At 72.1% G+C, this 21631-nt stretch carries 16 protein-coding genes; 9 read left to right on the top strand and 7 right to left on the bottom strand.

The genetic code is table 11. The annotated features are described in order from the left end of the window. Positions 1-147 precede the first annotated feature (147 nt). The 6 genes from ctaJ to RM445_RS25885 all read left to right on the top strand — a co-directional run bounded on the left by ctaJ (position 148) and on the right by RM445_RS25885 (position 4607). On the top strand, positions 148-381 hold the full coding sequence (gene ctaJ / locus RM445_RS25910) for an aa3-type cytochrome oxidase subunit CtaJ (RefSeq protein WP_311559464.1): 234 nt from the start codon (positions 148-150) through the stop codon (positions 379-381). 19 nt (positions 382-400) lie between these two features. Beyond that, on the top strand, positions 401-895 hold the full coding sequence (locus RM445_RS25905; RefSeq protein ID WP_311559473.1) for a DUF5130 family protein: 495 nt from the start codon (positions 401-403) through the stop codon (positions 893-895). A gap of 122 nt (positions 896-1017) precedes the next feature. Then, positions 1018-1701, top strand: coding sequence for a helix-turn-helix transcriptional regulator (locus RM445_RS25900; RefSeq protein ID WP_311559463.1), 684 nt, complete (start codon positions 1018-1020; stop codon positions 1699-1701). 194 nt (positions 1702-1895) lie between these two features. Further along, positions 1896-3317, top strand: a complete 1422-nt coding sequence (locus tag RM445_RS25895; protein ID WP_311559472.1) for a sensor histidine kinase — start codon at positions 1896-1898, stop codon at positions 3315-3317. A 144-nt stretch (positions 3318-3461) separates the two neighbouring features. Further along, positions 3462-3800, top strand: a complete 339-nt coding sequence (locus RM445_RS25890; RefSeq protein WP_311559462.1) for a hypothetical protein — start codon at positions 3462-3464, stop codon at positions 3798-3800. A gap of 171 nt (positions 3801-3971) precedes the next feature. Continuing rightward, a complete protein-coding gene (locus RM445_RS25885; protein ID WP_311559461.1) occupies positions 3972-4607 on the top strand; it encodes a hypothetical protein in 636 nt (211 codons plus the stop codon). Positions 4608-4628: 21 nt separating this feature from the next. Here RM445_RS25885 and pepN read toward each other — a convergent pair whose 3' ends face one another. Beyond that, positions 4629-7214, bottom strand: a complete 2586-nt coding sequence (gene pepN / locus RM445_RS25880) for an aminopeptidase N (protein WP_311559460.1) — start codon at positions 7212-7214, stop codon at positions 4629-4631. A 169-nt stretch (positions 7215-7383) separates the two neighbouring features. On the opposite strand from pepN, the gene RM445_RS25875 reads away from it, so the two are divergent. Beyond that, a complete protein-coding gene (locus RM445_RS25875; RefSeq protein WP_311559459.1) occupies positions 7384-8019 on the top strand; it encodes a mycothiol-dependent nitroreductase Rv2466c family protein in 636 nt (211 codons plus the stop codon). Between the two features lie 45 nt (positions 8020-8064). Here the strand turns inward: RM445_RS25875 and RM445_RS25870 are convergent, their stop codons facing one another. Next, positions 8065-8499, bottom strand: a complete 435-nt coding sequence (locus tag RM445_RS25870; protein WP_311559458.1) for a CBS domain-containing protein — start codon at positions 8497-8499, stop codon at positions 8065-8067. Between the two features lie 197 nt (positions 8500-8696). Here RM445_RS25870 and RM445_RS25865 point away from each other — a divergent pair, with 197 nt between their 5' ends. Then, the gene (locus RM445_RS25865; protein WP_311559457.1) at positions 8697-10301 is read left to right on the top strand and encodes a serine/threonine-protein kinase; all 1605 of its coding nucleotides are present in this window, start codon (positions 8697-8699) and stop codon (positions 10299-10301) included. 19 nt (positions 10302-10320) lie between these two features. Here the strand turns inward: RM445_RS25865 and RM445_RS25860 are convergent, their stop codons facing one another. Beyond that, positions 10321-12273 carry a S9 family peptidase gene (locus RM445_RS25860; protein WP_311559456.1) on the bottom strand — a complete coding sequence of 651 codons (1953 nt, stop codon included), beginning with the start codon at positions 12271-12273 and terminating at the stop codon, positions 10321-10323. A gap of 46 nt (positions 12274-12319) precedes the next feature. Continuing rightward, entirely contained in the window at positions 12320-14101 is a 1782-nt protein-coding gene (locus RM445_RS25855) for an N-acetylglutaminylglutamine amidotransferase (RefSeq protein ID WP_311559455.1), read from the bottom strand. A gap of 226 nt (positions 14102-14327) precedes the next feature. On the opposite strand from RM445_RS25855, the gene RM445_RS25850 reads away from it, so the two are divergent. Further along, positions 14328-16505 carry a glutamine synthetase III family protein gene (locus tag RM445_RS25850; protein ID WP_311559454.1) on the top strand — a complete coding sequence of 726 codons (2178 nt, stop codon included), beginning with the start codon at positions 14328-14330 and terminating at the stop codon, positions 16503-16505. A gap of 386 nt (positions 16506-16891) precedes the next feature. On the opposite strand, the gene RM445_RS25845 is transcribed toward RM445_RS25850, so the two are convergent. The 3 genes from RM445_RS25845 to RM445_RS25835 all read right to left on the bottom strand — a co-directional run bounded on the left by RM445_RS25845 (position 16892) and on the right by RM445_RS25835 (position 21540). After that, complete coding sequence (locus RM445_RS25845; RefSeq protein WP_311559453.1) at positions 16892-19468, bottom strand: carboxylate--amine ligase/circularly permuted type 2 ATP-grasp protein; 2577 nt, start codon at positions 19466-19468, stop codon at positions 16892-16894. Between the two features lie 159 nt (positions 19469-19627). Beyond that, positions 19628-20425: an MBL fold metallo-hydrolase gene (locus RM445_RS25840; protein WP_311559452.1), complete on the bottom strand. Its 798-nt coding sequence runs from the start codon at positions 20423-20425 to the stop codon at positions 19628-19630. Beyond that, positions 20422-21540, bottom strand: coding sequence for an alpha/beta hydrolase (locus tag RM445_RS25835; protein ID WP_311559451.1), 1119 nt, complete (start codon positions 21538-21540; stop codon positions 20422-20424). The genes RM445_RS25840 and RM445_RS25835 overlap by 4 nt, the downstream gene beginning before the upstream one ends. Positions 21541-21631: the final 91 nt, after the last annotated feature.

Below are 21631 nucleotides of genomic sequence, written 5' to 3'. Positions count from 1 at the left end.
GCCCCGTCTCCGACTGACCTTCGCGGTCGGTGTGAGGAGGGGCCAAGTGGCCTCGCTGATACATCCCGTGAGGAAATCGTCCTTACCGATCTTGTGCGGTCCGCCTCACGTGCACGCGACGGCCTGTGATCCGGTACGTTCCGCCTCGTGAGCGTGCTCGAGACACTCCTGTGGTTCGGGATTCCCGTCGTCGGCATCTTCCTTCTCGTCTTCCTGGCGGTGGTGGGGCCCAAGCAGGCCAAGCGCAAGCGCCACCGCGTCGGCGACTCGTGGGACTACCAGCCCCTGTGGTGGACCGCGAACCCGGAAGGGGCGCATCTGCCGGCTGTCCACGCGCGGGCGGTGACCGGTGAGCGAGGAGGCGCACGTGGCAGCTGGTGAGAACAAGCCGGGGAGCACCATGGACCAGGGTGAAGGCGACCACGGGCAGGCATTGGCGATGCCCGGCAGCGAGAACCTGCCGCTGGGCGCGGTCGTGACCTCGTCCGGGCGGATCTCGGCGGCCGAGGTCTACACGGAGCCGGACCTGTCCGGTCTGCCGTTCACGCCGGTTCAGCTCACCCGGCTCGACGAGGCGCTCACCCTCGCCAGCCGCGACAGCGGCCTGCGGTTCAGCGTCTATCTCGGCGATCTCGGCGGCAGGGCCACCGACACCGCTCAGCGGCTGCACGGCCAGCTGGAGGGCTCGGACGAGTCGGTGCTCGTGGCGGTCAGCCCGGAGCAGCGGGTCGTCGAGGTGGTCACCGGGCAGGAGGCCCGGGTGCGGTTGCCCGACCGCGGCGCCAAGCTCGCCGTGATGAGCATGGTGGCCTCCTTCAAGGAGGGCGACCTGCTCGGCGGGCTGCTCAGCGGGCTGCGGATGCTCGCCGACCAGGCGGGATCGCGCCGCAACTGAGGTATGCCGGGGCTGAGACAATGTCCTGGCTACCTCGCATTCACCGCACCTCGCGCAGGTCGGGCTCGTTGGTCGGTCGTCAGTGACCGACGTACGAGACCCGTACCGACCTAGCGAGTGGCATGGCCGAACCGTCCCCGTCCCCCAAGGGTGCCCCGAGTGTCCTGATCGTCGACGATCACGAGCTCGTCGGCACCTCCCTTGCCGTCGCGTTGACTGCGGAGGGCCTCCGCGCCCGGCGCGCCGCCGCCGTCGACCTCGTGGGGGTGCTCAAGGAGGCGGCGTCGCTGCCGCCCGGGCTGGCGTTGCTCGACCTGGACCTCGGCCGCGACCGGCAGGGGCGGCGGCGTGACGGGGTCGACCTCGTCGTCCCGCTGATCGAGCAGGGCTGGTCCTGCCTCGTACTGTCGGCGGCCGAACGGAGCCGGATCGGCGCGGCGCTGGACGCCGGCGCGGTCGCGGCGGTGCCCAAGCGTGCGCCGTGGCCGGTGCTGCTGGCCAATGTGAAGGCGGCGCTGCTCGGCAGGCCGGTGATGAGTCCGGAGACGCGTCAGGAACTCATCGACTCCTTCCGCGCGCACGAGGCCGAGCGCCGCGAGGTCGCGGAGAAGCTCAACCGGCTCACCCAGCGCGAGCGCGAGGTGCTCTCCGAGCTGGCCCGCGGGAACCGCGCGCAGGCGGTCGCGGAGCAGTACGTCGTCTCGCTGGCCACCGTCCGGACCCAGATCCGGTCGGTGCTGAGCAAGCTGGAGGTCGGGTCGCAGCTCGAGGCCGTCGCGCTCTACCGCCGCGGCCACGCCGGCTGATACACGATCCGACGACGACGCCAGGCCGCGCTGTGTGACGAGGGGCCGTAGGATCAGGCCTCTTCCGGGATCGGCGTTGCTTGAGGGGGCGAACGCCTGTGATTGGGGTTACGGAGAGTACGCGTGGTGGTCGCCTCTGGCGGCCGTCGCGTCCACTCACCGACACGGCAGTCGTCATCGCGATCTGCGCGGTGATGACGGCTTTGGCGATGACGCCGGCGCTGCGCGGTCTCGGACCGCCCGGTGCGGCCGTCCTCGTGCTGACGGTCGCGACCGCGACGGTGACGGCCGGGGCCGCGATCCTCGCCGAGATCATCGGTCGGGTCTGTGACGATCCGCGCTGGTCGTGGGCAGCGGCGGCGTTCGCGCTCTACGGCGTGGTCGTGCTGCCTGTCAGCGCGCTCGCAGCAAGTGGCGACACGCCGCGCCTGCTGCTGATCCGGGTGGTCGCCTACGTCGTCGCGCTGCCGCTGCTCGTGGCGTCGCTGCGGCCGCCGCAGCGGCTGTCACCAGCGGTTCCCTGGATGTTCACGGTCGTCGGTGCCCTGCTCGCGACGGCGGCCTCGGCGGTGCCCGAGACCGCGGTCCCGAGCCGGGCGGTGATGGCCCTGCTCGTGGTGGTGGTGTTGCCGGCGTGGACGGCGGTCGCGGTCGGCTACGTCGTCGAGGGCTATCGCCGCCGCAGCGGACCGCGGCTGCGGTTCGGGCTCGGTCTCGCGGTGGTCGCGATCGCCCAGCTCTACCGGGTGGCGACGGGTGTGCCGATCGGCGACCCGGTCTTCACCGCGCTGCGACTGGTCGGGGCGGTGGTGGTGCTCCTCGCCCTGGCCCGGCTCGTTGCGCGGTCGATCGCGGCGGTGCGCTCGCAGCACTTCGCCCAGCAGGAGGAGTTGACGGTCGCAGCGGTACACCTGGGGCGCGCGCAGGAGCTCGCCGCCGAGCGCGACCACGAGCTGCGCAACGGCCTGGCCGGCCTCGCCGGGATCACCCACCTGCTCAGCTCGGGTGCGGACGACGAGGAGCAGCAGCGTCTCCGGCAGGCGGTGCTGTCCGAGCTGACCCGGTTGCACAAGATCCTCGACGGCGGTGGTCTCGTGTTCGACGCCCCGGACGGGCCGCCGCGCGCCGAGTACGAAGTCGGACCGGTGCTGGCCGGGTTGGTCACGCTGCGTACGTCCGCGGGAGCGCTGGTGACGGTCGACGCCGATCCGGCGCTGCGCGCGTGCGGCGACGCCGCGGTGCTCGCCCAGGTGATCACCAACCTGCTGGCCAACTGCGACCGGCACGCGCCGGGCGCGCCGGTCGCCGTTCGCGGGTACCGCGCGGGTGACAAGGTCGTGATCGAGGTCCGGGACGAGGGGCCGGGACTGCGTTCGGCGTTGGGGCACGACGTGCTGCAGCGCGGCGTGCACGACCCGTCCGCAGGTGGATCGGGGCTGGGCCTGCACATCAGCGCCCGTCTGATCAATCGCGAGGGCGGAGAACTGGACCTGCGCACCGTCACCGACCCGCGCGGATGCCTCGCGACCGTGCGGTTGCCGGCAGCGGACTCGGGGCTGGACGTGGCGCCGGAGCGACCCGAGGTCGGTCGCCCGGGGGCGACGCCGACGCGCTGAACGGTCGCCACTGTCGATCAACGGTGCGCGGCGACGGTCGTCGCCCGCTTTACACCGTTCATCTGGTCAAGCGATGTCGTGACCGACACGTGACCGCATACTGTCTGTGACTCGGCGCAGCGAGCAATTCAAAGGGGAACCTGCATGGGTGACGACCGTCCGGACCGACAGCGGTCCGGCCACACCATGGGCTCGTCCGTTCTCACGCCGCCCACCGGGATCGGGGTCGTCCGCGATGCCGCGGGATCGCCCGTGCTCGACGACGCCGTGTCGGAGCGGTTGAAGCTCCCCGCTCCGCGCGAGGCTCACAGCGGTACGAAGGCGATCGCGGGTTCGTGCCTCTGCGGACACGGGGCGCAGGTGCACGAGCACTGGCGGTCGGGGGACGACTGCTCGGTGTGCGGGCCGACGGGCTGCCCGAGCTTCCGGCGCCGCGGCGGTGGGGTCCGTCGAGTCCTGAGAGGACTCCGACTGGTCCACTGAGGGCAGGTCCGACCGGACTGGAAGAGTTCGGCCGTTCTCGGTGTGGGCACCGGCCATGTTCTTGTCGTACGGTGATCTGGTGACGTCGCACATCCGTACGGCGCGTCCCTCGTGAGTCAGGGCATCGCTCCGATACCGCTCGTCCCGGTTCCCCGGGTCGGGGGATTCACCGTGCCTCGGGCACCTGTCCTCCACGCGCTGACCACCGCCGCCCGGGTCGGTCTGTCCGCGCTCGTCGCTGTCACGCTGGTCGGCTCGGCGGCGGTGGCCATGGGCCGCACGGAGACTCCGCTGCAGGCGTTGGCGGCGGTGCGCAGCCCCGGCACCTTCCCGGTGGCACCGGCGGCAGGTCCGCCGGCGGCTCCCGAGGTCGTCGCGGTGCCGGTCCTCACGGTGGGCACGGTGATGAACCTGCCCTTCGGCGGCGTCGCCACTGCGGCCAAGGGGCGGACGGCGACGGTCGTCGACGCCATCGAGAAGCGGGAAGCGGCCGAACGTGCGGAGGCGGCGCGCCGTGCCGCCGCTGCTCGTGCCGCTGCAGCGGCGAAGGCCGCCGCGGAGCGTGCGGCAGCCCAGCGTGCGGCGGAGCAGCGGGCAGCCGCACAGCGTGCGGCGAATGCCGCGGCCGCGCGTCAGGCGGCCGCAGCTGCGGCCGCGGAGCAGGCTGCGGCCGAGCAGGCAGCCGCCCGGCGGGCCGCGGCCCGTCAGGCAGCAGCCCGGCAGGCCGCTGCGGAAGAGGCGGCGGCCGCCGAGGCGGCGACCCCCGCGGGTGCGTCGACTCTCTCCGACGCCCTCAGCGGGGGCTGACCTGCCCGTTCGCCCCGTTCGTCAGGAGCGGTCGAACTCCCGCGCGGCCAGCGCCCGGACGATTCCGGCCCGGCCCTCGGACACCAGCCGGCGCAGAGCCGGCGGATGCGCCGGGTCGGCCAGCCATGCGTCCGCGGCGTCGACCGTCGCCTTGTCGACGGCCCACGCCGGGAACAGGCCCATCACCACCGACTGGGCGCGCTCGCTCGTACGCCGCTCCCACACGTCGGCGACGTCCGCGAAGTACCGCTCGACGTACGGGGCGAGCAGCGGGCGCTGAGCGGGGTGCGAGAACCCGCTGATGATGGCCTCGTTGATCGCGTTGGGCAGCTCGTCGTCGTGCACGGCGCGCTGCCAGGCCCGCTCCTTGGCCTCGGCCGTGGGGATGAGCGCACGGGCCCGCTCGGCCTGACGCTGTCCGGTGGACGTCGGGTCGCGCTCCTGCTCGGCCGCGATCAGGGCCTCGGCGTCGCCGTCCGTTGCGCCATGGGCGACCAGCGCGTGCAGCAGCCGCCAGCGGAGGTCCGTGTCGACAGTCAGCCCGTCCGGCACGTCGACATCGCGCAGCCAGTTGCTGAACTGCTCGAGCACGGGCTCGGGCAGCACGCTGCCGGCGAGTGAGTTGACCACCGCGAGCTGCGCGTCCGAACCGGCCGGTGCGGAGTCGAGCCGGGACCGCAGCGCCTCGACCAGCATCGGCCAGCCGCGCTCGGCGGCCCACTGCTCGTCGCCGTAGGACATGATCGCGGTCTGGGCCTGCAGCAGGAGCCGCTGGACGACCCCGATCTCGGTCTCGGCCCCGAAGCCCCCGGCCACGAGCGCGGTGAAGTCGCGGGCCTTGAGCTCGGCCTCGCGGGTCATCTCCCACGCCGAGCTCCAGCACAGGGTGCGGGGGAGCGGCTCGGCGATGTCGCCGATCCGGTCGATCAGCGTGGTGAGCGAACCGGGGTCGAGGCGCAGGGCGCAGTAGGTGAGGTCGTCGTCGTTGACCAGCACGAGCTTGCCGCGGGGGACGCCGACCAGCTCCGGAACGGCGGTGCGCTCGCCCTCGACGTCGACCTCGACGCGGTGGGTGCGCACGAGCCTGCCCGAACCGTCGTCGTCGTAGACACCGACGGCGATCCGGTGCGTGCGCAGCTCGCCCGCGCCGGGGCGGGCGCCGCCCTGGACGACCTCGAAGCGCGTGAACGCGCCGTCGTCGTCCAGAGTGAACGACGGCCGCAGCAGGTTGAGACCGGTGGTCTTGAGCCACTGCGCGCCCCAGCCGGACAGGTCGCGCCCCGAGGCCTGCTCCAAAGCACCCAGCAGGTCGTCGAAGGTCGCGTTGCCCCACTTGTGGGCCTCGAAGTAGGCACGCAGCCCCGCGAGGAACGGCTCGAGCCCGACGTAGGCGACGAGCTGCTTGAGCACCGAGGCGCCCTTGGCGTAGGTGATCCCGTCGAAGTTGACCTCGACGGCCTGCAGGTCCGGGATGTCGGCGGCGACCGGGTGGGTGGAGGGGAGCTGGTCCTGGCGGTACGCCCAGCTCTTCTCGACGTTCGCGAACGTCGTCCACGCCTCGGTGTACTCGGTGGCTTGCGCCTGGCAGAGCACGCTCGCGAACGTCGCGAACGACTCGTTGAGCCACAGGTCGTCCCACCAGCGCATGGTCACGAGGTCGCCGAACCACATGTGCGCCATCTCGTGCAGCACGGTCTCGGCGCGGCGCTCGTAGGTCGAGCGGGTGACGCGGCTGCGGAAGACGTAGTCCTCGAGGAACGTCACCGCGCCGGCGTTCTCCATCGCGCCCGCGTTGAACTCCGGGACGAACAGCTGGTCGTACTTGCCGAACGGGTACCGGATGCCGAAGTTGCGGTGGTAGAAGTCGAAGCCCTGCTTGGTCTCGGTGAACAGCCGCTCGGCGTCCATGTGCTCCGCGAGGGAGGCACGGCAGTAGATGCCGAGAGGGATCTGCCCGCCAGAACCGTCGGACTCTGCGTCGACGTGCTCGTCGCGCCACTCCGCGTACGGCCCCGCGACCAGCGCCACCAAGTAGGTGCTCAGAACCTCGGTGGGCTTGAAGCGGTGCACGGCGGCTGCACCGGCCCGCTCGACCTGCGCCGTCGCGTTCGAGACGACCTTCCAGTCGGCGGGCGCCGTGACCGTCAAGGTGTAGCGGGCCTTGAGGTCGGGCTGGTCGAAGCAGGCGAACAGCCGCTTGGCATCGGCGGTCTCGAACTGGGAGTAGAGGTAGACGGCGCCGTCGACGGGGTCGACGAAGCGGTGCAGGCCCTCGCCGGTGTTCATATACCTGCCGGTGGCGACGACGACGAGCTCGTTCTCGGCGGCCAGGCCGGGCAGGGCGATGCCGTCGTCTTCGCGGTAGCCCGACACGTCGAGCGCGGTGCCGTTGAGCGTGGCCGAGGAGACTCCCGCCCCCACGAAGTCGATCCAGCTGTCGGCACCGGGCTCGCGGCAGGTGAAGTGCACCGTCGCGGTGGTGGCGAAGGTCGACTCGCCCGGGGCGCCGGAGCCGTCGGTGAGGTCGAGCTCGACGGTGTACCCGGTGACATTCAGCTGAGCGGCCCGCCGCTCGGCGTCGACGCGGGTCAGGTTGGGCGGGGCCATGCCGTGTCCGACTCCTCTACTGGCCGGAACCGGGGTCCGACCGATGGGCCGATCCAACCACGAGTGTCCTGAGCGGGTGGCGGGGATTCCGGAACATCCGACGTACCCGAGCTGGTTGAACGTGGCAGCAACACGACGCACCCGTACCCGGGCACGGAGCCCGGGATCGATGATCGGAGAGCTTGTGAGTGGCACCGACAGCCCCACCCGCGTCGACTTCTGGTTCGACCCGCTGTGCCCGTGGGCGTGGATCACCTCGCGTTGGATCCTCGAGGTGCGCCAGGTCCGCGACATCGACCTGCACTTCCACGTGATGAGCCTGGCCGTGCTCAACGAGGACCGGGAGGGCCTCTCCGACCAGTACCGCGACCTGATGACGCGGGCCTGGGGTCCGGTGCGGGTCGCGATCGCGGCGGCCCGTGAGCACGGCGACCAGATCCTCGAGCCGCTCTACACGGCGATGGGCACGCGGATCCACAACCAGCAGAACAAGGACTTCGACGTGGTGATCAAGGAGGCGCTGGCGGAGCTGGACCTGTCGCCGACCTTGGCCGACGCCGCGTCGTCGACCGAGTACGACGAGGAGCTCCGCGCGAGCCACAACGCCGGGATGGAGCCGGTGGGCCTGGACGTGGGCACGCCGACGGTGCACGTCGATGGCGTGGCGTTCTTCGGTCCGGTGCTCTCGCGCATCCCGCGGGGCGAGGACGCGGGGAAGGTGTTCGACGGCGCCCGCCTGCTGGCGGCGTATCCGCACTTCTTCGAGCTCAAGCGCACGCGCGACGAGAGCCCCGAGTTCGACTGACGCAGGAGGGCCGGGCCGCGGACGTGCGGCCCGGCCACATCCGCCTCACGAGCGGGCGATCACCCGGTCGCGGAGCACGCCGGTCTCCATCTCCATCTCGTGCACCCGGTGCTTGACCAGGTCGCCGATGCTGATGATGCCCATCAGCTTGCTGCGGTCGACCACCGGCAGGTGGCGGTAGCGGAAGCGGGTCATGAGGGCCATCGCGCGGGCGACGGTCTCCTGCGAATCGCAGGTGTGCACGTCGTGCGTCATCACCGACTCGACCGGTTGCTCGAGCACTCCGGCGCCCCGCCGGCTGATGGCGCGGACGATGTCGCGCTCGGAGACGATCCCGCGGATGCGGCGCTCGCCGTCGCAGACGACCAGTGCGCCGACGTCGGCGTCCGTCAGCCGCTTGGCAGCCTCACCCACCGTGATCCACGGCAGTGCCGTGTGAACCTCGACGCCCTTGTCGCCGAGGATGTCCGCGATCCGCATCGTGTCCCCTGTTCCCGACCTGCCCGTGGCGCCTCGTCGCGCCGTCGCCTCCAGCGTCCTCCGTCGCGGGCTGCGGATCAATCCGGGCCGCGGGGCTGTGGACAACCCGGCTTGGCGGCAACGATGTGGTCAAGCCCGCTCTCACTGACCGGCCGCGGCGACAGGTGGTCGAGGGGCGGAGGATATCCTGGGCTGCGATGAGCGCGCCTGCTGACGATGCCCCCCGGATCGGGAACCGGTATCGCCTCGACCAGCGCATCGGCGCGGGCGCGATGGGTGTCGTCTGGCGCGGTACGGACGAGCTGCTGAACCGGACCGTCGCCGTCAAGGAGCTGCTCAGTGCGGCCGAGCCGCCCACGGCGGCCGGTGGCGACGCGCTGGAGGAGTCGCGGCAGCGGCTCATGCGGGAGGGGCGGATCGGAGCCCGCCTGCAGCACCCGCACGTGATCAGCATGTTCGACGTCGTCGTGCACGAGGACCGGCCGTGGCTGGTCATGGAGTACCTGCCGAGCCAGTCGCTGGCCGGCATGCTCAACGAGAAGGGCCCGCTGGAGCCGCGCGTGGTCGCGGAGATCGGGCGCCAGGTCGCCGACGGGCTGGCCGCCGCGCACGCCGCCGGTGTCGTGCACCGCGACGTCAAGCCCGGCAACGTGCTCATCGCCGAAGACGGCCGCGTCAAGCTCACCGACTTCGGCGTGTCCCGCGCGGTCGACGACGTGCAGCTCACGCGCACCGGTCTGATCGCGGGCACCCCCGCCTTCCTGTCTCCGGAGGTGGCCCGCGGGAAGGAGCCAACGGCCGCGTCGGACGTGTTCGCCCTCGGGGCCACGCTGTACGCCGCCGTCGAAGGACACCCGCCGTTCGGGCTCGACGACAACGCCTACGCGCTGCTGCACAAGGTCGCCACGGGCAACGTGGATCCGCCGCACCAGGCCGGTCCGCTCACCGCGCTGCTGATGCGGCTCCTGTCCGACGACTCGACCGAGCGCCCCACGGCTTCGGAGGCCCGCGACGGGCTCGCCGCGGTCGCCGAGGGCCGGGCACCTGCGACCGGGAAGCCGTCGACGGGGACCGCTCTGCTGGACATGAACCCCCTCGCCGCCGCCGTCGCAGGTATGCGCCCGGCCGAGGCGGCGGATCCGGCGCCGGAGCCGGTCGCCACCGCTGCGGCGCTGCCTCCCGCACCGCCCCCCGCGGCCCGGCCGGTCGACGGTCGTCCCGGGGGAGGCGACGGCGGCTCGTCGGGCAACCGGCGTCGTCCGCTGCTCATCGCGCTGGCGGCGGTGCTGGTCGTCGGGCTCAGCGTGCTCGGGGTGGTGCTCGTCCGCGGCGCAGGCTCGCCGTCGGGCTCGGCCGCGCCCACCACCACGGAGGCCGCTGCGCCCGCGACCGCCGCGCCTCCGGTCGCGACACCGAGCGCGGCCCCGACCACCACGGCGCCGCCCAGCTCCTCGGCCGAGCCGACGCCGAGCGAGACCGCGACGACCACCACCGCTGCGGCGCCCGCGGCCGACCCCGTGGGCTTCGTCCAGAACTACTACGGGCAGCTGCCGGGCAACACGGACGCCGCGTGGGCTCTGCTCGGCCCCACCGCGCAGAGCCAGTCGGGCGGCCGGGGCGGGTTCAACCGCTTCTACGGCGGCCTGTCCCGGGTGTGGGCGGAGGACCTGCGGATGTCCGGCAACACGGTGTCGGCGACGATCGTGTTCACGCAGAAGAGCGGCGAGGTCAGCCGCGAGAGCTACCGGTTCGTGGTCGGCACGCAGAACGGCCGGCAGGTCATCGAGTCGTTCAGCCACTGAGGGCTGAACGACCCTCAGGTCAGGCCGTCTGCTCGCCCACGTCCAGCAGGTGCCCGGTGACCCACCGGACCACCTCGCGCACGAACAGCACCCGGTTCGCGGTGCTGTGCACCTCGTGGCCCTCGTCGTCGAACAGCAGGAACCCCGGCGACGCGCCGCGGTCGCGCAGGGCCTCGACGATCTGCTCGGCCTCGACGATCGGCACGTTCGTGTCGTAGGCGCCGTGCACCACCAGCAGTGGCGCGGTGATCCGGTCCGCGCTGTGGATCGGCGACAGCTCACGCAGCAGCGTGGCGTGCGCCGCCGGGTCGCCGTACTTCGTGACGGCGGCCGCCGCGATCCAGGGCTCGGTCTGGGCGTAGAACGTGGTGAAGTCGGAGATGCCGCAGACGTCGACCCCGACCCGGAACAGCTCGGGGAACCAGGCCAGCGCCACCAGCGTCAGGTAGCCCCCGTACGACCGGCCGGACACCCCGATCCGCCCCGGGTCCGCCAGCCCCTGCTCGACCAGCGACGTCACCGCGGCGCGCACGTCCGTGATCGCGACGAACCGCCGTTCCAGGTCGTCGGCTTGGGAGAACGTGCGGCCGTACCCACCCGAGCCGCGGACGTTCGGCGCGAAGACCGCGACCCCCTCGGCCAGGAGTGCCTGGAACAGAGGCTGGAAGATCGGGCGTTCCTGGGCCTCGGGGCCGCCGTGCAGCCAGATGAGGGTCGGCGTGCTTCCGAACGCGCCCGTCGGGCGGAACAGCCAGCCCGAGAGCGGGAGCCCGTCCTCCCCGGGGAAGTGGTGCAGCACGGGGTCGACGAGGTGCCCGGCGTCGCGCGGAGCCGCCGGGAGCAGGGGGGTCACAGTGACCGATCCGGCCCCGACGCGTCCACCCCGCACTTCGTGCGGGGCGGCCGCCCCATGCCGGATCAGAGTGTCGAGGGCGATGCGGGTGATCGTCGGCGGGACGGTGGGTCCCTCGTTCCCGATCAGCAGGGCGCGCCCGTCGCGGGTGAAGGCCGCACCGGTGACGACGTCACCGGGCGGGCAGGGAAGGGGCTCGGTGAGCCCCGAGCGCAGGTCCAGCAGCTCGATCTCGCTCCGCCCGTCGACGTTCCACACGAGCGCGGCACGCGCGCCCATGGGGTCGAGCGACACGAGGTCGAGGTCGTGCTCGTCGCGGCCCGCCACGACGTACGGCAGCGACGGCTCGGCGTCGCCGTTCAGCCCGACCGCCAGCAGCGCGGGCCGCTCGCCCGCGGCGTCGGAGTGCACGAACAGCTGGCCACCCGTGATCCCGAAGCGGGCGTCGGCGACGTTCGCCTCGCCACCGGGGAGCAGCTCGGTGCACCGCCCGCTGCGGAGGTCGAAATGTTCCAGCCGACGGGCGCCGCGGCGGCCCACGCGAACGACCGCTTGCGCGCCGTCCCCGCTGATCGCGCACACCAACGCCGCGGGGCCGGAGGTGAGCATCGTCGACGTGCCGTCGCGGACGTCGACCAGGCTCGCGGCCCCGTCACCACTGACGGCGCCGAAGATCGTGATGCCGAGCTGGCGTCCGTTCGGCGACCAGGAGCCCAGCGTGACGGCCGGGGCGCTCGGAGCGAGGTCGTGGATCTGGCTGCCGTCCGGGCTGATGAGCCGGACTCGGGTGCGTTCGCCGCCCCCGGGAGCGAGCTGGCAGGCCAGCCAGTAGCCGTCGGGCGACCAGGCGATCTTCTGGACGTCCCACGGCACGTCGCCATCTCGATCGTGGCTGTCGCCGTCCGTGGGCAGCGGCCAGCCCGGCTCGACGACCGCGGATCCGTCCGGGGGCAGCTGCGCGACCCAGGCGCGCGGCCGGCCGTCGCGGTCCGAGATCCAGGCCAGCATCCGGCCGTCCGGGGAGGGGATCGGACAGGAGTAGGCCGTCGGGAACAGGGCCGGATCGTGCTCACCCGACAGCCGGTCCATCCGGCGACGGACGAAGTCGGCCTCGGTCACCACGTCGCTCGTCTGCGGAGCACGCTCCGCGCGAAGTCCGGCCAAGTCAGATCCCCCTCTCCTGCAGCCACATCTCGAGCAGCGCCACCTGCCACAGCGCGTTCGAGCCGAGGTTGGTCCGTGCGGTGTTCGGGTCCGCGAGCATGGCTTCCAGCCAGTCGCTGCGGACCAGCCCGCGCGCCTTTGCAACGGGGTCGGTCACGGCGTCGCGCACGCGGTCGAGGAACGCGCCCTCGAGGTGACGGATCGCCGGTACCGGAAAATACCCCTTCGGCCTGTCGATGACTCCGTCCGGGATGTTGCCACGCGCGGCCTCCTTGAGCACCCCCTTCCCACCGTGCGCGAGCTTCAGCTCCGGCGGGCAGGCCGCCGCGAGCTCCACCAGCTCATGGTCGAGGAAGGGGACTCGCGCTTCCAGCCCCCAGGCCATGGTCATGTTGTCGACCCGCTTCACGGGGTCGTCGACCAGCATGATCGTCGAGTCCATCCGCAGCGCGGCGTCGAGCGTGGTCTCCGCGCCGGGCATCGCGAAGTGCTCGCGGATGAAGGCGCGCGACGGGTCGTGGTCGAGCAGCCAGTCGGGCTCCAGGATGTGGGCGAGCTCGGCGTGCGGACGGTCGGTGAAGACCTTCGCGTACTCCACCGGCCCCTGGTCGCGCGGAACCTCGGCCAGCGGCGGGTACCAGCTGTAGCCGGCGAACACCTCGTCCGCGCCCTGGCCCGACTGCACGACCGTCACCGACTTGGAGACCTCTTGCGACAGCAGGTAGAAGGCCACGCAGTCGTGGCTGACCATCGGCTCGGCCATCGCCGTGATCGCTTCGTCGACGGCCGGGAGCAGCCGGTGGGGGTCGACGAGGATCTGCTGGTGATCCGTGCCGAACTCACGCGCGACGAGGTCGGAGTACTCGAACTCGTCGCCGGTCTCGCCGGCCGTGGCGTGGAAACCGACGCTGAACGTCTTGAGTCCCCGCTGGCCCTCCTGCGCGAGCAGGCCCACGACCAGCGACGAGTCGAGGCCGCCGGAGAGCAGCACGCCGACCGGGACGTCGGCGACCATGCGCCGCTTGACGGCCAGCCGCAGCGCCGCCAGCACGGCGTCGCGCCAGTCGGCCGACGACATCCCGGCGAACTCGGGGCGCCGGACGTGCTCGGGGCGCCAGTAGACGTGGTCGGAGAACGTGCCGTCGGGCTGCACGGTGCGCACGGTCGCGGGGGGCAGCTTGCGCACGCCGTTGAGGATCGTGTGCGGCGCCGGGACGACCGAGTGGAAGCTCATGTAGTGGTGCAGCGCGACCTTGTCGATCGACGTGTCGACCTCGCCGCCCTCCAGCAGCGCCGGCAGCCCTGAGGCGAACCGCAGCCGGTTCGCGTTCTGCGTGTAGTAGAGCGGCTTGATGCCGAGCCGGTCGCGCCCGAGCGTGAGGACGCCGGTGTCGCGGTCGAGGATCGCGAAGGCGAACATGCCCAGGAAGCGCTCGACGCACGCCGGGCCCCACTTGTGGAAGGCCTTGACCAGGACCTCGGTGTCCGTGGTCGAGAAGAACCGGTAGCCGTGGCCCTGCAGCTCTTCCTTGAGCTCGGCGAAGTTGTAGATCAGGCCGTTGAAGACGGTGGTCAGGCCCAGCTCGTTGTCGACCATCGGCTGCGCGCCGCATTCAGACAGGTCGAGGATCTTGAGCCGTCGGTGGCCGAACGCGGCTCGGCCCATGGCGTGCACGCCCGATCCGTCCGGGCCGCGGCGGTGCATGGCCTCGTTGATCCGCGCGACCGCCGCCACGTCTGCGTCGTGACCGTCGAACCGGATCTCACCCGCGATGCCGCACATCGGACCAGCGTCGCCAAGCAATGTTACGTCCGTGTGACGGAGCTGGTAACGGGGTCGAGTTTGTCGATCAGCGGTTGCATCGCGGCCGGTGGTGCGGGTGGCAGGCCGCCGTCGGTGGACGAAGGTCACTCCGTGGAAACGTCGTCGCCACAGCCCGTTCCTACTGTCGGGCGCGTGCGGCTTCTCGGACAGAGGAGCCCGACGACCCCGTGGAGAGGCATCGACGATGAGCGGTAACGCCGTTCGCTTGCAGGCGATCATGGACGTCGAGGCCTACGTCCCGCCGGCCCACAGCTTCGACGAGACCGAGGCTCCCGGCGAGGTATTCGGCCGCAACGTCTTCACCAAGGCCGAGATGCAGAAGCGGCTGCCGAAGTCGGTCTTCAAGTCGGTCATGGCCACCATCGAGCGTGGCGCGAAGCTCGACCCGATCATCGCCGACGCCGTCGCGGCCGCGATGAAGGACTGGGCGCTCGACAAGGGCGCCACGCACTACGCGCACGTGTTCTACCCGCTCACCGGCCTGACCGCCGAGAAGCACGACAGCTTCCTCGAGCCCGGCTCCGACGGCTCGGCGCTGGCCGACTTCGCCGGCAAGGTCCTCGTCCAGGGTGAGCCGGACGCGTCGAGCTTCCCCAACGGCGGCCTGCGCAACACGTTCGAGGCGCGCGGCTACACGGGCTGGGACGTCACGAGCCCGGCCTACGTGCTGGAGAACCCGAACGGCAACACGCTGTGCATCCCGACCGTCTTCGTGTCGATGACGGGCGAGGCGCTCGACCACAAGACGCCGCTGCTGCGGTCGCAGCAGGCGATGGGCCGCCACGCCGAGCGCATCCTGAAGCTCTTCGGCCACGAGAACCCCGAGCACGTGGTGTCGTACTGCGGCCCGGAGCAGGAGTACTTCCTCGTCGACCGGCACTTCTTCCTGGCCCGGCCGGACCTGCTGAACTCCGGCCGCACGCTGTTCGGCAGCAAGCCGCCGAAGGGCCAGGAGTTCGACGACCACTACTTCGGCGCCATCCCCGAGCGCGTGCTCGGTTTTATGATGGACACCGAGCGTGAGCTGTTCAAGCTGGGCATCCCGGCCAAGACCCGGCACAACGAGGTCGCGCCGGGGCAGTTCGAGATCGCCCCGATGTTCGAGCGGGCCAACGTCGCGTCGGACCACCAGCAGCTGCTGATGACGGTGTTCAAGACCGTCGCCCGCAAGCACGGCATGGAGTGCCTGTTCCACGAGAAGCCGTTCACCGGGGTGAACGGGTCGGGCAAGCACGTCAACTTCTCGCTCGGCAACTCCGAGCTGGGCAGCCTGTTCGTGCCCGGGGACACCCCGCACGAGAACGCCCAGTTCCTCGTCTTCTGCGCCGCGGCGATCCGCGCGGTGCACAGGTACAGCGGCCTGCTGCGCGCCTCGGTCGCCTCGGCGACGAACGACCACCGCCTCGGCGCGAACGAGGCCCCGCCCGCGATCATCTCGATCTTCCTCGGCGACCAGCTCGCCGACGTCTTCGAGCAGCTCGCGAAGGGCCCGGCCACTTCGTCCAAGGGCAGGGGCCAGATGCAGATCGGGGTCGACACGCTCCCGGTCCTGCCGACTGACCCCGGCGACCGCAACCGGACGAGCCCGTTCGCGTTCACCGGCAACCGGTTCGAGTTCCGCGCGCCCGGCTCGGGGCAGACCGTGGCCGTGCCGATGGTCATGCTCAACACGATCATGGCCGAGGCGCTGGACTACTGCGCCACCGAGCTGGAGGCGGCCGTCGCGAAGGGCACCGAGTTCGACGACGCCGTCCAGGGCCTGCTGACCACGATCATCACCACGCACGGCGCGGTGGTGTTCAACGGCGACGGCTACTCCGAGAAGTGGCAGCTCGAGGCCGAAGAGCGGGGTCTGCCGAACCTGCGCACCACGCTCGACGCCCTGCCGGAGCTGGTCACCCCCGGGGCGGTCGCGCTCTTCGACAAGTACAACGTCTTCAACGACCGCGAGATGCACAGCCGCTACGAGGTCGGTCTCGAGCAGTACGCGCTGACCATCGGCGTCGAGGCGAAGCTGATGCTGGAGATGGGCTCGACGGTCATCCTGCCCGCGGCCGTCCGGCACCAGACCGAGGTGGCGCAGAACGTCGCCGCGCTCAAGGCGGCCGGCGTCGAGGCGGACACCTCCCCGCTGACCGAGGTCACCGTCCCGCTCACCGAGCTGCGGACGGCGTTGGCCGGCCTCAGGGCCGCCATGGAGTCCGACGCGGGGGAGACGACCCTGTCGGAGGCCGAGCACGCCGGCAACGAGCTGCTGCCGGCGATGGCCGCGGTGCGCGCCGCCGCCGACACCCTCGAGGGGATCGTCGCGGACGACCTGTGGCCGCTGCCGTCGTACCAGGAGATGCTCTACATCCTCTGACCGACGCCAGATCGACGCGATGTGAGGCGGGGGCGGTGTCCGACCGGACGCCGCCCCCGCCGGGGCGCCCTCAGCCGGAGGGGTGATTGCTATCAGTGTCGTCCCGGGGTTGTCCCGGCTGCCGTGCGGCGACGCTCGCGGTGATTTGCTGAGCTCTGGGACGACGCCGGTGGCGATCACCGACCTTGCTCTGCGAGGTGGCGGCGGACGCGTCGCCTCGGCCCGGTGTACTTCGCAGGAGTCGTCGCTGCCTCGCAGGCCGTACGTGCGCGTCGCAGGCTCGATCGCCTCTGCGACGTGCCCGCGGCCCTCTGCGAGGTCGCCGCGGGCTCTGTGAGGTGGTCAGCCGCAGGGGTGATCGCTGTCAGCGTTGCGCCGCCGTGTCGCTACTTCAGGACCCAGGTGTCCTTGGCGCCACCGCCGCGCGACGAGTTGACGATCATGCTGTGCGCAGGGGCGACGCGGGTGAGTGCCGCCGGGAGCACGTCGACGTCCGTGCCGGAGCCGCGGCGCGACTGCAGCGCGAACACCCGCAGGTCGACGGCGCGCGGCTCCAGGTGGCCCTTCGTGAACGTCGGGTGCGTCGACAGCGACACCATGTCCTGCGCCACCCACATCGCGGGCTCGGCACGGATCGCCGCGGCGACCTCGTCGCGCTCCTGCTGCGACGCGTGCGGGCCGATCACGATGCCCTTGCCGCCGTACCCGTTCACCGGCTTGAGCACCAGCTCGTCGAGCCGGTCGAGCACCTCGGCCCGGCGCTCGGAGTCGACGCACGGGTAGGTCGGCACGTTGTCCAGGATCGGCTTCTCGTCCAGGTAGTAGTGGATCATCTCCGGGACGTAGGCGTAGGTGAGCTTGTCGTCGGCGACACCGTTGCCGAAGCCGTTGAGCAGCGCGACGTTGCCCCGGCGCACGGCGTTGCCCAGCGCGCGGCCGATCGGGCGCAGGTCGGCACCGGCGGACTCCATGAGCTCGAGCTCGTCGATGCGCCGGTAGAGCGCCGAGAGCCGGGTGCGGCCGCCCTCTCCGATGAGGAACACCCCGTCGTCGGTGACCTGCAGGTCGCGCGGGGTCACCACCGGCACGCCCATGCGGTCGGCGAGCAGCTTGTGCTCGAAGAACGCCGAGTCGACGGTGCCCGCCGACAGCAGCGCCACCTCGTCGTAGCCCGCCCGGTCCTGGTCGACCGCCGAGAGCAGGGCCGATCGGAGGCGGCGGGGCACGTCCTCCAGGGGCACGACGCCGGTCGGCGGCTCGAGATCGGGCATCGCGCTCCGGATCAGGCGCCTACTCATGATCGAGTACGCCATGCCGGACGGGACACGGAGGTTGTCCTCGAGCACCATCCAGTGATCCGGCCGGTCGCGTACCAGGTCGATGCCGGCCACGGCGATCCGCACGGCGTCGTCCGGCACGAGTTTGCCGAGGTGGGTGCGGCCGGGGGCGTCGTCGACGACCGAGGCGGGGACGACGCCGTCGGCGATGATGTGTCGCTCGCCGTAGACGTCGCGCAGGAACGCCTCGAGCGCGCGGACGCGCTGGGTGAGCCCGGCGGTGAGCCCGGCCCAGTCGTCGGCGGTGATGATCCGGGGTAGCAGGTCCAGCGGGAACAGCCGCTCGGGCTCGTCGTCGACCCGGAAGGTGACGCCCCGGGCGCGCTGCTCGGTGTGCAGCGCCTTCTCAGCGGCCTTCATCCCGTTGATGCCCATCCGGGACAGCGTGCGGAACATCCAGCCGTACTGCGGCAGGACGTTGCCCTCCTCGCTGACCGCCTCGTCGAACCCGGCCACCTCGTAGTCGTCGAGCAGCTTGGGCGCTCTGACGATCGACGGTGCCTTGTCGAAGGGCAGGCTGCTGCCCTGGGTGGCCGCGAGAAGGCCGTCGACGACGTCCGTGAGCTCGCCACGCAGCCCGAACCGACGGCGCTGACGCGCGGCCGCGCTGCCCCGGCCGAGCGCCATCTGGGACAGCTCGAGCACCTGCTCGAAGTCGCCCAGCGCCTCCAGGTGGGGGCGCAGGGAGTCGACCAGCTGCCCGATGAGCAGCACGGGGGACATCAGCGCCGATCCGGCCGGGTTGACCAGGTCGCCCTCCAGTCCGGAGCGCGCGGCCCGCCAGGTGGCGGCACGGAGCAGCTCGTGACGGATCTCCGGCAACGGAGCGCCCTGCGCGCACTCCAGCCGGGCGCGGCGGACCAGCGCCCGGAACAGGCCGGCGATCAGCACCACGAAGTCGACCTCGGGGCAGGCGTCGCAGATCCGCAACTCGACGGTCGGGACGTGGGCGCTGGGCCGGACGTCGAAGTAGACCATCCCGGGGTCGCTGATCGTCCCCGAGTCGATCAGGTCCTGGATCATCCCGTCGTAATCGGCCCCGGTCTCCATCATCGGAGGCGGCCCCGCGGTCGGCCAGCGGGCCCAGATCAGGTCGCGGTAGCTCGCGTAGCCGGTGTCGCTGCCGCGCCAGTAGGGAGAGCTGGCCGAGATCGCCAGCAGGGTGGGCAGGTGGGGGGCGACGCGGCGGACGACCTGGACGGCCTCGTCGCGGTCCGGCACGTCGACGTGGATCTGGGCGCCGCAGATGTGCTGCTCGTTGACCAGCACCTGGTACTCGTGCTGCATGTGGGCGAAGCGGGCGCCCGCCGAGATGTCGCCTCCGTCGAGGTCGACCAGCGGCACCGTGCCGGCCGCCACCACGCCGAGGCCGAGCGGCCCGGCGGCCGAGGCCAGCCGCCCCCGCAGCCGCTGCAGGTGCGCGCGCAGATCGTCGAGCGTGTCGCACACCGGCGTGTTGGTCTCCACCAGCGAGCGTTGCAGCTCGGGCGCGAACTCCTCGCCGTCGAGCTGGCTCAGCAGCGTGTCGACCTCCGGAGTGGTACGCCTCGACTCGAGGTCGACGACGTGGAACTCCTCCTCGGCCCCGATCTGGAGCTCTCGGGTGACCCTCGCCGCCGTACTCATGGCCGCGACGGTAGGGAGCGCGTGTTACGCCGGGGTTGCCCGGGGGTCACTGCGGGTGCGATCGGGTGCACGGGGTTGGCTGCCCGCTCGGGTCCAACATCACACGTCGGGTTCGGGCGGTGGGCGATGGTGCGCGGCAAGTGGTGCTCACAGCGACGCTCACGGAGGCGACGGCCAGGGCACGGAGGGATAGGGCGAGCGTCGGGTGGCGGCGGCCGCGTCGAGCTCACCCGCGGCGACGGCGGCGTGCAGCGCGGCCACCTCGGCGAGCCCGGCACGCTGGCTCCCGACGAACCGGGCGTCGACCGGCTCGCCGTGGCCGGGGACGACGACGGCGGGTCGCAGCGCGAGCAGGGCGTCGAGGGTGGCGGGCCACTCGGCCACCACGGCGTCGCCGAGGTCCGGGGGAGCGCCCTGCTCGACCAGGTCGCCGACGAACACGACCTCGGCGTCGGGAACGTGCACGACCACGTCGTGATCCGTGTGCCCGCGGCCGAGATGCCGGAGCCGGACCGCTCGGACGCCGAGGTCGACGGACGCCTCGGGGTCGACGGGATGGTCCGGGAGCGGAGGGTCGGTGGCCGCGAGGGCGTCCGCGGTGACGGGATCGCCGCGGTCGCGGTAGTAGGTCGCCCATTCGGCACGCTGGGCACGCGCGGTCCGGGCGAGGGTCGTGCGGCAGCGCGGGTGGGCGAACACCGGGCACGGCAGGAAGGCGGCGGTGCCGAAGCAGTGGTCGAAGTGCGCGTGGGTAACGACGACGATCAGTGGGAGCGCGGTGACCATGCGGACGGCCCCGGCCAGCTCGGCGCCCTGGCGTGCGTCGCCGCGGGTGTCGACGACGAGCGCGCGCCGGTCGCCGAGCACCAGGCCGGTGGTGAGGTCCAGCTCCGGGTGCCGGCGGGCCAGCACGCCGTCACCGACCTCGCTCCACCGTCCGTCGGCCGCGCGCGTCACCTCACCGAGCCGGATCGGGAGGGCGCCTCCGGGGTGAGGGCGATCGACGACGCCGGTGTGCGCCCGGCGAGCGCGAGCCCCGCCCGGAGTGCGCTCGCGGCGTCCAGGGTCGCGTCGCGAGCCGTCGCGCTGATCGCGGTGAGGCCGGCGTAGCCGTGCACCAGGCCGGGGAACCGCCTGCCGGTGACCGGCACACCGGCCCGGCGTAGCCGCTCGGCCAGCTCCTCGCCCTCGTCGCGGAGCGGGTCGAACCCGGCCGTGGCCAGGTACACCGGTGGCATCGCCGACAGGTCGTCCGCCCGCACGATCGCCCCGCGACGGTCGTCGTCCGGAACGCCGTCCGGCAGGTAGAACCGCTCCAGCGACGCCACCGTGTCGGCCGACAGCCCGAAGCCCGAGCCGAACGTGTCGCGCGACCCACCCGTGCGCGCGACGTCCGTGACGGGGTAGAGCGCCATCACGAACGCGGCCCCGCCCGGGCGCTCGTGCGCGGTGACCAGGGCGAGGTTCCCGCCGGCGCTGTCGCCGCCGAGCGCGACGAACTCCGCGTCGGCGCCGAGCTCCGCGGCGTGCGCCCGGACCCAGTCGAAGGCGGCGACCGCGTCGTCCAGCCCGGCGGGGTAGGGGTGCTCGGGGGCGAGACGGTACGACACCGACAGCACCCGCAGCTGCGCCTGAGCCGCGATGAGCCGGCAGAGCGGGTCCGCGGTCGTCAGGCTGCCCAGCGCGAACCCGCCGCCGTGGAAGAAGACGAGCAGCGGGCCCGGCGTGCCGACGGCTTCCGGCTCGTAGAGCCGGGCCGGCCTCGAGCCGGCGGCGCCTTCCACGTCCAGATCTCGAGTGCGGATGTCGTCGAACACGGGGCCGGCCGAGATGTGTGCCGACAGGTCGGCCTGCCGCCGCTGCTCCGCGAGCGTCGCCTGGTCCACCGCGCCGCCTTCGCCGCGGGAGAAGAGACTGCCGATCCGGTACAGCAGCTGCACGTCGAGGTCGAGGCCCTGGTCCTCCACCCGGACCTGCGCGCCGGCCAGCGTCCGCTTGACGACACGGGGAAGGCCGAAGATCGTCCGGAAGCCCAGCCGCAGGGCGGTCACCCGCAAGCGCGTGCCGATCACGGCCACACGCTACGCCGCCCCCACTCCGCGGGACGGACGACGACGAGCCCTCCTTCTTCTGAGTGGCAGCCTGGGGTAGCGCCGCCCGCAC

Origin of the sequence: Pseudonocardia charpentierae, assembly GCF_031845345.1 — a bacterium.
GTDB lineage: Bacteria > Actinomycetota > Actinomycetes > Mycobacteriales > Pseudonocardiaceae > Pseudonocardia > Pseudonocardia charpentierae.
The sequence above is the reverse complement of the archived record's forward strand: the minus strand, read 5'-3'. Positions and strand labels throughout refer to the sequence as shown.